Here is a 13519-nt window from a genome sequence, read left to right as displayed (position 1 = left end):
GGGTCTACCTCCGATCGAATTTGCCCATCCGCGCGGTGACCGAGGGTTGCGATTGGCCGGCCCAGCTATCCGTTTCGTGGGCGATCACCTCGTTGACCCGGTAGGAGAAATCCCTCAGCAGTCCCATCCGGCGGTCTATCTCCCCGTTGGAATTGGCGGCGGCCCGCGAGACCGATGCCCATTCCAGTTGGAAGTCGCACAACATCGCGTTGATCGACTGCGCGCTGCGGAGATCGCGCATCCACGCGGTGGAGACGCCGAAGAAGCGGTCGAATCCGGCGCCTCCGGCCGCGCAAGCGAGCAGGACGTATCCCCAGCTCGGGTCGATGGCGTGCACTCCGGCGGTGGTCAGTAACGGCACCAATATTCCGAGTAGGCCCAGAACGAGCGTCGTCGCGGTGAGGGCCAGGCTGGTTCGCCGCTTCGTTAGGCTGTCCCTCGAATACCAATCGCGCGCGTCTATGGCATACGCCTCGACACGTTGGAACAGCCGGGCAAGGGTCTCATCGGAACTCGACCAGTCGGCGGATCGGAGGTCCAGCGAAGGCGGCACTCCGAGGTCCTGCGAGCGATCCCCGCCGATGGGCGATCGGTGCTCTGTCACGGCCGTACTGTATCTCCCCTACCTCCCCGGGTTCATCTTTCGGCCGTTCCACCGGTCGATCGCACGGCGTTGCGCACTCCCGCGCGTCGCCGACCCGGCACATCCAGGGTCCTACACTGCGCCGCAACGGGATTCAGCGAAGGGTGGTGTGACCGGCTCTCCCCTCCGACGAGTCGGTCACCCCACCCCACCCCGGTCCGGCACTCGCGCGTACCCGTCGCCGATGCTCCGCGGCGCTCGAGCCGGACCGCGACTGCCTTGATTCGACCCCGACCTTCCCGCCTACCGATCGGCGGCGTCGACGCGGGTGTGCGCTTTCAGGGAGGCGGCGGCGGGCAGGGCGCTGTTGATGGAGATCTCGCCGCGCATGCCGGGTGCGGCCACCATGTCGCCGGCAAGGTAGACGTCGTCGCCCCGATCGATGGCGGGCCGGTCGCGCCAGGTCTGCCCCGGCAGGTCCAGCGCACCGGTGCGCCCCTTCGCGGTTGCCGTGTGCCGGAAGGTGGCGCGCTCGCGATGGTCGGGCGCGGCCTCGTCTCCGGCCAGACCACCACCGATCACGTTGATTTGGGTGCTCATACGGCTTCCCCTCTTCGCGAATTCCCCTGTTCCAGGCGAGCGAGGATCGTCGCGGGACAGCCCGCTAGGGCACCCGCTCGGGTCCGCAACCCATTCCCGGTGGCCCATACCGACTCGACGCAGCAGGGGCGCGCACCGATCAGTTGCTCGAACGGTGAACTGCCGCACGAAGTCAGCAGGATGTGACAGCTGCGCACAACGGAGCGATCGAGTCCGATCGGACCAAGGCAGCGAGACCTCGTGGCATGGCGGTGCCGGTAATCGGATCGCGCTGATCGCAATCATTCATCGAACGCTGCCCGCCTCTTAGTGTCCGGATACCCCCTTCTGCCGGGCCGTGCGCACGGACGACCGCGGTCGGGGACCGCCGTATCCGCCTCGGTTCTCGACGCCGAACCATCCTCGATTCGGAGCGAAGTGCAGCCAACCCCGTGGTCAGCGAAGGACACTCGGCTCGAACGACTACCGAGCACTGCGCCGGGAAGGCTCGCCGGTCTCCGGGCGGACCTGTCGACGCTGGACGGCCACTGGGGTTACCTGAGCGCCGCGGTCGGCAGCGTTGTCACACTGATCCTGCTGTTCCAGCCGTGGCTCCGTGCCGCGGGGGCGGACGGCAAAGCCAGTGCCAACGCCTTCGGCCGGATCACCGCGACCACCTCGTTCCTGAACACCTGGTCGTCCGAGCAACCGCCTACAGCCCGCATCAGCGGCGCCCTGGCGTTGCTTTCCGCCGGCGCGGTCGTCGTCACCGTTTGCCTGGTCGCGGCGAACCTCCGGCTTCGCACCGACACTTTGTCGCACGCGGCGACGGTTTCCACCGTGACCACCGCCGCTCTCGTCTTGCTGACGGTGCTCTACATCAACAGCAAGGCCCCCGAGTTACGCGCCATGCTCGCCCGGACCACCGACCTGGGTGGGCAGATCGGAATGGTGACCAGCTGGGCCTTCGGCAATGGCAGCCTCATCGCGCCGGGAATCCGGCAGGTCTCCTACGACACCGCCGGACTCACCCATTGGCCCCTGCTCACCGGCCTCACCTCGCTGGGCTCGGCCGTCACCGCCGTCGCCCAATGGGCATACACCCGTCCGGCCATTTCTCTGCGCCTGCCGTGGCGCAGCGCCGGAGGCGGACCGGCCCGGTGAGACGAGCGTCGGCCCACATAACGCTTCGGCGAGCACGTCCGGCCCACCCGGTGACCGTGTCGGCGCATACCCGTTGCCCCGCAGGTCGATCGGCCGCGCGTGATCTCCCCGGCTCGGTGGCCGCACCGTGGGGCATCCCTCAGTGGGGCGCCGGGCGCAGGTGCACGACCTTCGTCCGAGTCATCTCGTCGAGCAATTCGGGTCCGTAGCCGAAGCCCGACCCGCTGGCCCGCCGGGGGTGCGCCGCTCCGCCGGGCGCCCCACCGAACACAGCGTTGATCTTCACCGTGCCGACCGGCAATTCTCGCCAGGCGTGCTGGGCATGGGCCATCGATGGAGTGAGTACGGTTGCCGCGAGCCCGTAGTCGTCGGCGGCGGCCTCCGCGATGCCCTGCTCGAACGTGTCCACCCGCCGCACCGGCGCGATCGGACCGAAGGTTTCCTCCCGCATGATGCGCATGTTCGAATCGCAGTGCGCCAGCACGGTTGCCGGATAGTGCGCACCGGCGCCGTCGGGCACCGCTCCGCCGGTCAGCAGATCGGCCCCGAGGTCCACCGCGTCGCGCACGTGGGCGTGGACCTGATCGCGATGACGCCGGTCGACCAACGGCGCCGTCTTCCAGGACTCGGCTTCGGCGACCAGCGCCGCCAGAAAGGCCTCCGCGACATCCCGGTGCACGAAGATCCTTTCGACGGACACGCAGATCTGGCCGGAGTTCGCGAACGCGCCGAGCGCTGCCTGCCCGGCGGCCCAGACGGGATCCACCCCGGCGTCGACGACGAGCGCGTCGTTGCCGCCGTTTTCCAGCAACGCCTTGGCGCCGGTAGCCGCCACACTCTTCGCGATCGACCGCCCCGTGGCGGTGCTGCCGACGTGCGCGACGACGTCCACATCGGTGCGCGCGGCGAGCAGCGCGCCGATCCTCCCGTCGCCTTGGACCGTCTGCAGCACTCCCTCGGGAAGGGCACGGGCGAGCAATTCACCGAGCAGACCGCCGGTATGCGGTGCGCGTTCGCTCGGCTTGTAGACGACCGTGTTCCCGGTGGCCAGCGCCGCGCCGAGCAAGCCGCAGGACACCGCGACCGGGTCGTTCCACGGTGTCAGCGCGACGACGACGCCGCACGGCTCCCACACCATGAGGTCGGTCGCCTCGAAGTCTCCTTGCAGGGCCTTTCCCCGGTGCAGTGGCCCCAGCTCGGCGTACTGCTCCAACGTCGCGGCACCGGTCAGCACACCTTGTTCGCCTTCGGACCGCGGGCGTCCTGTTTCGACACGGTTGAGCTCGGCCAGCTCGTCGGCGCACTCACGCAGCAAGGCTGCACCGGCGCGCAGTGCGGCGGCCCGCTCCGCGGATGCGGTGCGCGCCCACGTCGGCTGGACCCGATCGGCCAGCCCGACCCGCCGATCGATCTCCGCGAGGCCGGTCATGGGCACATGGCCGACGGTGGCACCGGTAGCGGGATCGAGTATCTCGATCATTTCGGTTGCCCGATTCTCGGTGGGAAACGTGACAGCGTTCGGTGCGCTCATATCGCGAGCCATTACCTGGCACCCCCTGTTCAAACTCGTCGGCACCGCCGTCTCCGTCAGCGGCCACCCGGAAGCGACGGCACACACATGTCGATAGCTGACAGATTGCTAACAGGTGCGGAAACCAGGTTTGGTCGGGGAGTTAAAGGCAAGAGCTACCGGCATGGCCGCAATCACCGAACGGCTGACCGTGCTGCTGTGGCACGTGCACGGCTCATGGACGACGTCGTTCGTCCGAGGGCCGCACCGATACCTGATGCCGGTGGTGGACGGCGGTGGCCCGTGGGGGCGCGGACGGTGCGGCCGCGACTGGCCCTCCGCCGAGGAGGTGCCCGCGACGGCGTTGCGCGACGCCGAGCCGGACGTGGTCGTTCTCCAGCGCCCTGAGGAAATCGATCTCGCCGAGCGATGGCTCGGGCGTCGTCCCGGCGCCGACATTCCGGCGGTCTACGTCGAGCACAACACGCCACGTCCCAGCGCGGCCACCACCAGGCATCCGCTGGCGGATCGCACCGACATCCCGATCGTGCACGTCACGCATTTCAACAACCTGATGTGGGACAGCGGACGCGCGCCCACCCGGGTTGTGCCACACGGCATCGTGGACCCCGGCGCGCTGTACACCGGCGAACTGCCGCACGGCGTGGCCCTGATCAACGAACCGATGCGGCGCGGAAGGATCACCGGAAGCGATCTGCTGCCCGACTTCGCGATGGCGGGACCGGTCGATGTGTACGGGATCGGAGCGGACGCCTTCACCACCGACCGGCCCACCGCCCACCCGATTCGCGGCATCGGTGACCTCCGCCAGTCGGTGCTGCATCCGGAAATGGCGCGCAGGAGGGTGTATCTGCACACCGCGCGGTGGACCTCCCTCGGATTGTCGCTTCTGGAGGCCATGCACCTGGCCATGCCGGTGGTCGCCCTCGCCACCACCGAGGCCGTCGGCGCGGTGCCGCCGGAGGCCGGTGCGCTCTCTTCCGACGTCGCGGCGCTCACCGCGAAGTTCCACGAATTCCTCCACGAACCCGATCTGGCGGTGCTCGCGGGCAAGTCGGGACGGCAATTCGCGCTGGAACATCACGGCCTCGAGGTCTTCCTGCGCCGGTGGGATTCCCTCCTCGCCGAGGTCACCCGATGAAGGCAGTGTCCCGGAGACAGAAGGCGGAATCATGAAGATCGCGATGGTGTCCGAGCACGCCAGCCCACTCGCCGCGCTGGGCGGGGTCGATGCCGGCGGACAGAACGTTCATGTGGCGGAACTGTCCGCGGCCCTGTGCCGACAGGGGCACGAGGTCACCGTCTACACGCGCCGGGAGGAGGCGCGGGCGCCGCACACTGTGACCACAGAACAGGGCTATCGCGTGATCCGCGTCCCGGCCGGGCCCGCCCATCCCCTGCCGAAGGACGAATTGCTACCGCACATGGGCGATTTCGGCGCGTTTCTGCGAGCGCACTGGCGGCATCAGCGCCCAGACGTGGTGCACGCGCATTTCTGGATGTCCGGCCTGGCCGCCCTGCGAGCCGCTCGCCCCGCCACCCTGCCGGTGGTGCAGACCTTTCACGCGCTGGGTGTGGTGAAACGCCGCCATCAGGGGGCGAACGACACCAGCCCCGCCAACCGGGTGCGCCTCGAACGATTGATCGCCACACAGACCGACCGCATCATCGCCACCTGCACCGACGAGATCTTCGAATTGGCCAGGATGGGTGTGCCGCGGTCGCGGACCTCGGTGATTCCGTGCGGCGTGGATCTCGTCCAGTTCACGCCCGACGGACCGAGCGCACCGCGATCGGCCGGGCACCGGATGGTCAGCGTGGGCAGATTGGTGCCGCGCAAAGGTTTCGACACCGCGATCACCGCGCTCACCAGCTTGCCCGGCACCGAGTTGATCTTGGTGGGCGGCCCGGACGACGGCGACGTGGCCGATGATCCCGAAGGCAGGCGGCTGCTCGCACTGGCGGCGGAACTCGGTGTGCGCGACCGGCTCCATCTGCTGGGCCAGGTGCCGCGGACTCGGATGGCCCCGCTACTGAGGTCGGCGGACGTGGTCGTGTGCACGCCGTGGTACGAACCCTTCGGCATCACACCGCTGGAGGCGATGGCTTGCGGGGTTCCCGTGGTCGCGACCGCGGTCGGAGGTCTCATCGACACCGTCGTGGACGGGGTGACCGGCAGGCTGGTCCCACCCCGGGCACCGGCGGAGCTGGCCGACGCGGTCCGCGAACTTCTCGCCACGCCTGCGATCGGGCAGAGCTACGGTCGCGCCGGGCGCGAGCGCGTCGAAGCGCGCTACTCGTGGGATCGGATCGCCACCGAGACCCTGCACGCGTACCGGCGGGTGGCCGCCGCGACCGTACGGGCGCAGAACGAAAGCGGGCCCACCGACGGCCGCGCCGGGGACAGCGACGGGCTTGCCACCGGGTCATCCTCGATAGATCACGGCATTCCCGCGAACGGCAACGGGTAGGCGAGACCATGTCCGCACAATACGAACGCGCCTTGGTCACCGGTGGTTGCGGATTCGTCGGATCACACCTGTGCGAACAGTTGCTGGACGCGGGCACCGCCGTGGTCGCGCTGGACAACTTCGCCACCTCCACGGTGGACAATGTCGCCGGGCTGCTGGACCGCCCCGAGTTCGACCTCATCCAGCACGACGTCACCGAGCGGTGGCCGGCGCTGGGCTTTTTCGACGTCGTCTTCCACCTCGCGTCGGCTGCCTCCCCACCGGACTACCTTCGGCTACCGATCGAGACGCTGCGCGCCGGATCACTCGGCACTGCCAACGCCCTCGACCTGGCCGAGCGGAACGACGCGCGATTCGTCCTCGCGTCGACGAGCGAGGTCTACGGCGACCCGGCGGTGCACCCGCAGCCCGAGCAATACTGGGGACACGTCAATCCGGTCGGTCCGCGCAGCGTCTACGACGAGGCGAAACGGTATGCCGAAGCGTTGACCATGGCACACCGCCGGGAACGGGGCCTCGATACCGGAATCGCCCGGATTTTCAACACCTACGGTCCCCGCATGCGTACCGACGACGGCCGGATGGTACCCACATTCATCGCACAGGCGTTGTCGGACGCACCGCTCACCATCGCCGGAACCGGCGAGCAGACCCGCTCCCTGTGCTACGTCGACGACACGGTGCTCGGCCTGCTGGCGCTGGCGGCCACCGACCACCCGGGACCGGTCAACATCGGCAATCCGCACGAGATCTCCGTGCGCCGCCTCGCCGACGAGATCCGATCGGTCACCGGCAGCCGGTCGGTGGTGACCTATGTCGACGGCGCGATCGATGATCCGAAGCGGCGCTGCCCGGACATCACGCTGGCCCGTCGGGCACTGGGCTGGGAGCCCTCGGTCGGCAGAGCGGAGGGACTGCGCCGCACGATCGACTGGTTCGCGGGGCGCGCAAGCGAGTCTGCTGAGAAGTTGCTACCACGATAGCCGTCGTGCATGAATCGGTTTAGTGGTGACTTCAGCGGGTAGCGCCACCCATATGTCAGCGGGCAGACCGACAGGTCCCGCGTCTCCAACAGAAAGGCGGCCCGTGCGCATTCTCGGAATCAACGCGGTGTTCCACGACCCTGCTGCCGCCCTGATCGTGGACGGAGAAATCGTCGCGGCGGCCGAGGAGGAGCGGTTCACCCGGCGCAAACACGGCAAGCGGCCGGTGCCGTTCTCGGCGTGGGAGGTGCCCGGGCAAGCGGCCGCGTGGTGCCTGGAGCGAGCGGGATTACGGGCCGATCAGCTCGACGCGGTGGGCTATTCCTATGACCCGAATCTGGTCGATCATTCGCTCGGCGGTCTCGATCAGAACAGCGAACCGACCCGCACGGACTACGCGTTCCGCGCGCCCGCGTTCCTCGCCGCCGCCTTGCCCGGCCTGGATCCCTCGATCGTGCGCTTCGTGCGACATCATCTTGCCCATGCCGCGTCCGCGGCTCTCGCGGCCCCTTTCGGCGACTCCGCGGTCCTGGTGGCCGACGGGCGCGGCGAAAGCCATTCCTATCTCGCCGGAGAATATCGGGACGGCAAATTCGTCGAATTGGCGTCACAGCGGCTGCCGCACTCACTCGGGCTGATGTACGAGGACCTCACCGAGCATCTCGGATTCACCCGGTCGAGCGACGAATACAAGGTGATGGCTCTCGCCTCCTACGGCACGCCCCGCTTCCTCGACCGATTCCGCGAACTGCTGTATTCCGTCCGGGACGGCGGTTTCCACACCGAAAAGGTGGACTGGGAGGAATTCGCTCCCGCCGTGACCGGCGGTGCGCTCGGCCGGGACCATGCCGACCTCGCCGCGAGTGTCCAGCGGCGACTCGAGGACGTGTTGCTGGAACTCTGCTCCTGGCTGCATCGCCAGACCGGACAGCAGAACCTCACGCTGGCCGGTGGCATCGCGCTGAACTGCGTGGCCAACAGCCGGCTGCACGCCGAAGGCCCCTACCAGCGGATCTGGGTGCAGCCGGCCGCCGGTGACGCGGGCACCGCGCTGGGCGCCGCACTGCAATTGGCGGCCGAATTCGGTGAGCGAGCCACCCCGATGCGGGGGGCCGCCCTCGGCCGCGAGTGGACCGATCAGGAACTGGAGGCCGTTCTCCGTACGGCGAAGGTCAAATACACCAGGTCCGAGGACATCGCGACCGAGGTGGCGCAAGCGCTCGCCGACGACCACGTGGTGGCCTGGTTCCAGGGCCGCGCCGAATTCGGCCCGCGCGCCCTCGGGCACCGTTCGCTGCTGGCGCATCCCGGCCGGTCGGCGAATCTCGAACGTCTCAACGAGGTGAAGGGGCGCGAACAGTTCCGGCCGCTCGCACCGATGGTGCTCGCCGACCGAGCGTCCGAGATCTTCGGACGCGGGCCGTTGCCGAGCCCCTACATGCTTTTCGTCCACGACGTGGATCCGGCGTGGCGGGAGCGGATCCCGGCCGTGACGCATGTGGACGGCACCGCCCGGGTGCAAACCGTCGATCCCGCGGACAACCCGGTCCTGGCGCGGATGTTGTCGGAGTTCGACAAGCGCACGGGGTTGCCCGTGGTGATCAACACGAGCTTGAACACCGTGGGCAGGCCGATGGTCGACTCGCCACGCGACGCCCTCGAGTGCTTCGGTTCCGCCCCGATCGATCTGCTCGCCCTCGGCTCGTTCGTGGTCCGCCGCTCATGAACGCCCACATCGTGGACTACAGCATCGTGATCCCGACTACCGGCCGGGAAAGCCTTCGGCTGCTGCTGGAGTCGCTCGCCGCCGCGTCGGGTCCGAAGGCACGGGAAATCATCGTGGTGGACGATCGGCCAGGGGGCGCGGAGCTGACGCTGCCCGAGACAGCGCCTCCGGCGCGGGTCATCCGGTCGGGTGGCCGCGGACCCGCTGCGGCGCGGAACGCGGGGTGGCGGCACGCCGCGGGCACGTGGATCGCTTTCCTCGACGACGACGTGATCACCGCGCCGGATTGGCCCGCCCGCCTGGCCGACGACCTGCGCGAGCTGGACCGGCACACCGCGGCGTCCACGGCCCGCATCGAGGTTCCGCTGCCCAGGCACCGGCGACCGACCGACGCGGAACGCGCGACGGCACGGCTGGCCACGGCGCGGTGGATCACCGCGGACATGGCCTACCGCAGGTCCGCGCTGGTCACGGTCGGCGGCTTCGACGAGCGGTTCCCGAGGGCCTTTCGCGAGGACGCCGACCTCGCGCTTCGGGTCTGCCTGGCGGGGTACGCCATCGCGTCCGGAAACCGGCTCACGCGCCACCCGGTCCGTGAATCGGGGCCCATGGCGAGTGTGCGAGCGCAACGCGGAAACGCCGACAACGCCTTGCTGCGGCGCAAGTACGGCGCTCGATGGCGCCGGCGCATCGGCGAAGATCAGGGACTGCTGCCCCGCCACGCGCTCACCACGGCCGCGGGCGCGGCGGCCATGGCGCTCGGCGTCGCGGGCCGGCACCGGTCCGCGATCCTGCTCGCGGCGGCATGGGCGGCGCTGACCGGCGCGTTCGCCGCGCGCCGGATCGCGCCGGGGCCTCGCACACCGGCCGAGATCGGCCGGATGACGGTGACCAGTGCGCTCATACCACCGGCCGCGTGCTGGCACCGACTGCGCGGTGAGCTGCGCCACCGGAACGCGACCCACACCTCGCCCTTGGCGTTGTTGTTCGACCGGGACGACACCCTCATCATCGATATCCCCTACCTCACCGATCCCGGCCGAGTGCAACCGGTGCCGGGGGCGGTCGACGCACTCCGGAAGCTGCGCGCGGCCGGCGTCCAGCTCGGCGTCGTGAGCAACCAGTCCGGTGTCGCGCGAGGACTGATCAGTCCCGAACAGCTCGCCGCGGTCAACTCCCGGGTCGAGGAGTTGCTCGGACCGTTCGCCACCTGGCAGGTGTGCGTGCACGGCGAGGGCGACGGCTGCGCGTGCCGCAAACCCGAGCCCGGCTTGATTCGGCAGGCCGCCGCGGACCTCGGCGTCGACGTCGGCAGGTGCGTGGTCATCGGCGACACCGGCGCGGACGTCACCGCCGCGATGAGCGCGGGCGCACGCGCGATCCTGGTGCCCACCGCGCGAACTCGCCCCGAAGAGGTGCAGCGCGCGCGTCGCGACGCGACCGTGGCGCGAGACCTGGCCGAAGCCGTACGGCTGGCGATGGCGGGCGTGCCGTGACAGGCCGGGCGCTGGTGGCACGCATGGACAACTTCGGCGATGTGCTGCTGGCCGGTCCGTGCGTGCGCGCGGTGGCGGCGCACGTCGATTCGGTGACGCTGCTGACCGGGCCTCGCGGCCGCGCCGCCGGTGACCTCTTACCCGGTGTGCACCAGGTCTCGAACTGGTGCGCGCCCTGGATCGACCCGGAGCCGCCCCCGGTCACCTCGGCGGACACCACCGCCTTCATCGAGCGGATACGCGCTCTCGAGGTGGATCTGGCGTTGATTCTCACCTCATTCCACCAGTCGCCACTGCCGCTGGCGCTCCTGCTCAGGATGGCAGGCGTCCCCTGGATCGGCGCCATCTCCGAGGACTACCCCGGTTCGCTGCTGGACCTGCGTCATCGCGTCCACGGCGATCCGCCCGAAGCGGAACGCGCGCTGTCGCTCGCGCAGGCGGCGGGTTTCCGGCTGCCGCCCGGCGACGACGGGAAACTCGCCGTTCGCCAACCGTTGCCGAAGGTCGGTGGTCTCACCGGCGAACCGGGGTACGTGGTGGTCCATCCGGCCGCGTCGGTCCCGGCGCGGCAGCCGTCGTCCTCCCGTTCCGCGGCCATCGTCGCCGCGCTGACCGCCGCCGGACACCGGGTGATCGTGACCGGCGACCGATCCGACCGACCGCTCACCCACGCGGTCGCCGGTAGGCACGGCATCGACCTCGGCGGAGCCACCACGCTGCCCGAGCTCGCCGCCGTGCTCCGCGACGCGAGCGTGGTGGTGGCGCCCAATACCGGGCCCGCGCACCTCGCCGCGGCCGTCGGCACGCCCGTGGTCTCGCTCTTCGCACCGGTCGTGCCCGCCGAGCGGTGGGCTCCCTACGGCGTGCCGGTGGCCATGCTCGGTGACCAACGCGCCCCTTGCCGCGGCAGCAGGGCGCGCGAGTGCCCGGTGCCAGGGCACCCGTGCCTCGATTCGATCACCCCGGAGCAGGTCGTCACGGTGGCGGAAGAACTCGGTGCGGGCAGGCGTGGGCGTCTGCGGACAGGAGGTGCGCGGTGATCGAGGAGCATTTCGCGGCGTTGGCCACGGCACTGGAGCGCACCAGTCGCTTCGCACCGAATATCCGCAGGTGGGGACGGGAACTGGCGACCGTGCTCGACAACGGTGGCAGGTTGCTCGCGTGCGGCAACGGTGGCAGCGCGGCCGAAGCCCAGCACCTGACCGGCGAACTGGTCGGCCGCTTCCGCAACGAGCGGCGCCCGTTCTCGGCGATCGCCCTGCACGCCGACACCTCGGCGGGCACCGCGATCGTGAACGACTACGGCGGAATCGAACTGTTCGCGCGGCAGGTTCGCGCGCACGGCAGGCCCGACGACGTGCTCATCCTGCTGTCCACGAGCGGCACCAGCCCCAACGTGGTGGCCGCAGCGAAGGCGGCGCACGACATCGGCGTCACCACGTGGGCGATGACCGGCCCCGCGCCCAATCCGCTTGCGGCACTGTGCGATGACGCCGTGGCCGTGGAGGCGGCCACCACTGCCACCGTGCAGGAAGTGCATCTGGTCTTGGTGCATGCCCTGTGCTCGGCACTCGACGACGCACTGGGGGTACCGACGTGAAGCCCTTGGTCGTGGTCGGCGACAGTATTCTCGACGTCGACATCGAGGGCGTCGCCGACCGGTTGTCCCCCGAAGCGCCGGTGCCCGTGGTGGACGTCGAACGCCAGTGGGTACGTCCCGGCGGCGCCGGTCTGGCCGCGGCGCTGGCCGCGCAGTCGGTCGCCGATGTTTCGCTCATCACCGCGACCACCGAAGACCGGGACGGCCACACCCTCGCGCGGCTGCTGGGCCGGGACGTTCGAGTCGTCACGATGCCGCTGCGGGGCGAGACGGTACGCAAGACCCGCATCCGCGCCGCCGGTCAGTCCCTGCTTCGGTTGGACACCGGTGACGGGACGGCGGATGGCGGCCGGCTCACCGCTTCGGTCGCCAGGACCCTGCGGGCGGCCGGTGCGATCCTCGTCGCCGACTACGGCCGAGGCGTCGCCGCGCATCCGCAGATCCGGCACATGCTGACCGAACTGGCCCGGTCGGTACCGGTGGTGTGGGATCCGCACCCCCGCGGCCCCGCCCCGACGCCGGGTGCCTCTCTGGTTACGCCGAATCTGAAGGAGGCGCGCCAGTTCGCACCGGGCTATGTCGAAGCCGACGAATTGGCGAAGGTACTCCGTGACGAGTGGGCCGCGGATTCGGTCGCGGTCACCACCGGTCCGGCCGGGGCGGTGCTGGCCAACGGGAAGCGTCTCACCGTGGTGCCGGTGCCCGCCGAGATACGGATCGCCGGGCACGCCGGTACCGACACCTGCGGCGCAGGCGACCGATTCGCCTCGGCCGCGACCGCCGCACTGTGCCACGGGTCCACGGTGGCCGAGGCGGTGTCGCACGCCGTCGACGCGGCAGCCGGGTTCGTCGCGGCGGGCGGCGCGGCCACGTTGTCCATCCGCGACAGCACCACTGCCGCGGAGTCGGACACCACCGAAACGGGCGGGTCGGCGTTCGAGGTGGCGGCGAGAGTGCGGGCGGCAGGCGGCAGGCTCGTTGCCACCGGCGGCTGTTTCGACCTGCTGCACCCCGGCCATGTGAGCCTGCTGCGCCGGGCTCGCGCCATGGGCGACGCTCTGGTGGTCTGCCTCAACTCCGATGCGTCGGTCCGGCGTCTGAAAGGTCCGCACCGCCCGATCGTGCCCGCGCGCGATCGTGCCCGGCTGCTCATCGCCTTGTCCTCGGTGGACGCCGTCGTCGTGTTCGACGAATCCGCACCGAGCGCGCTGCTGGACCGCCTTCGCCCCGATGTGTGGGTCAAGGGCGGCGACTACACCGGCGTCGACCTCCCCGAAGCCGCCGTGGTCCGCGGTTACGGCGGCGAGATCGCGCTGATTCCGACCGTTCGCGGTTACTCGACAACACAACTGGTCGCCGCGACCCAGGCCCGCGGCTGACACGACG

12 protein-coding genes are annotated in these 13519 nt (G+C 69.9%); 9 read left to right on the top strand and 3 right to left on the bottom strand.

What is annotated here, in order from left to right:
- Nucleotides 1–4: 4 nt before the first annotated feature.
- Nucleotides 5–604 (bottom strand): SLATT domain-containing protein, encoded by a 600-nt coding sequence (locus NG1_RS12310; RefSeq protein WP_157114014.1) that lies wholly within the window; start codon nt 602–604, stop codon nt 5–7.
- Between the two features lie 282 nt (nt 605–886).
- Complete coding sequence (locus NG1_RS12305; protein ID WP_062970219.1) at nt 887–1183, bottom strand: hypothetical protein; 297 nt, start codon at nt 1181–1183, stop codon at nt 887–889.
- A 417-nt stretch (nt 1184–1600) separates the two neighbouring features.
- Here NG1_RS12305 and NG1_RS12300 point away from each other — a divergent pair, with 417 nt between their 5' ends.
- Nucleotides 1601–2326: a hypothetical protein gene (locus tag NG1_RS12300; protein ID WP_157114013.1), complete on the top strand. Its 726-nt coding sequence runs from the start codon at nt 1601–1603 to the stop codon at nt 2324–2326.
- Nucleotides 2327–2465: 139 nt separating this feature from the next.
- On the opposite strand, the gene NG1_RS12295 is transcribed toward NG1_RS12300, so the two are convergent.
- Entirely contained in the window at nt 2466–3806 is a 1341-nt protein-coding gene (locus NG1_RS12295; protein WP_062970215.1) for an aldehyde dehydrogenase family protein, read from the bottom strand.
- Nucleotides 3807–4020: 214 nt separating this feature from the next.
- Between NG1_RS12295 and NG1_RS12290 the strand changes: the two genes are divergently transcribed.
- The 8 genes from NG1_RS12290 (at nt 4021) to rfaE2 (ending at nt 13512) form a co-directional block, all read left to right on the top strand.
- Complete coding sequence (locus tag NG1_RS12290) at nt 4021–4998, top strand: glycosyltransferase (protein ID WP_062970213.1); 978 nt, start codon at nt 4021–4023, stop codon at nt 4996–4998.
- A 31-nt stretch (nt 4999–5029) separates the two neighbouring features.
- Nucleotides 5030–6328 (top strand): glycosyltransferase, encoded by a 1299-nt coding sequence (locus tag NG1_RS12285; protein ID WP_084498871.1) that lies wholly within the window; start codon nt 5030–5032, stop codon nt 6326–6328.
- Nucleotides 6329–6336: 8 nt separating this feature from the next.
- Nucleotides 6337–7311, top strand: coding sequence for a UDP-glucuronic acid decarboxylase family protein (locus tag NG1_RS12280; RefSeq protein ID WP_062970211.1), 975 nt, complete (start codon nt 6337–6339; stop codon nt 7309–7311).
- Nucleotides 7312–7414: 103 nt separating this feature from the next.
- Nucleotides 7415–9037 carry a carbamoyltransferase family protein gene (locus tag NG1_RS12275; RefSeq protein ID WP_062970210.1) on the top strand — a complete coding sequence of 541 codons (1623 nt, stop codon included), beginning with the start codon at nt 7415–7417 and terminating at the stop codon, nt 9035–9037.
- Nucleotides 9034–10533, top strand: a complete 1500-nt coding sequence (locus tag NG1_RS12270) for an HAD-IIIA family hydrolase (protein WP_062970208.1) — start codon at nt 9034–9036, stop codon at nt 10531–10533. Before NG1_RS12275 ends, NG1_RS12270 begins: the two co-directional genes overlap by 4 nt.
- On the top strand, nt 10530–11573 hold the full coding sequence (locus tag NG1_RS12265; RefSeq protein ID WP_062970206.1) for a glycosyltransferase family 9 protein: 1044 nt from the start codon (nt 10530–10532) through the stop codon (nt 11571–11573). Before NG1_RS12270 ends, NG1_RS12265 begins: the two co-directional genes overlap by 4 nt.
- Nucleotides 11570–12133 (top strand): D-sedoheptulose-7-phosphate isomerase, encoded by a 564-nt coding sequence (locus NG1_RS12260; protein ID WP_062970204.1) that lies wholly within the window; start codon nt 11570–11572, stop codon nt 12131–12133. The genes NG1_RS12265 and NG1_RS12260 overlap by 4 nt, the downstream gene beginning before the upstream one ends.
- Nucleotides 12130–13512 (top strand): D-glycero-beta-D-manno-heptose 1-phosphate adenylyltransferase, encoded by a 1383-nt coding sequence (gene rfaE2 / locus NG1_RS12255; RefSeq protein ID WP_062970202.1) that lies wholly within the window; start codon nt 12130–12132, stop codon nt 13510–13512. The genes NG1_RS12260 and rfaE2 overlap by 4 nt, the downstream gene beginning before the upstream one ends.
- The last annotated feature ends 7 nt before the right edge of the window (nt 13513–13519 follow it).

It is taken from the genome of Nocardia gamkensis NBRC 108242, assembly GCF_001612985.1.
Taxonomy (GTDB): domain Bacteria; phylum Actinomycetota; class Actinomycetes; order Mycobacteriales; family Mycobacteriaceae; genus Nocardia; species Nocardia gamkensis.
The sequence above is the reverse complement of the archived record's forward strand: the minus strand, read 5'-3'. Positions and strand labels throughout refer to the sequence as shown.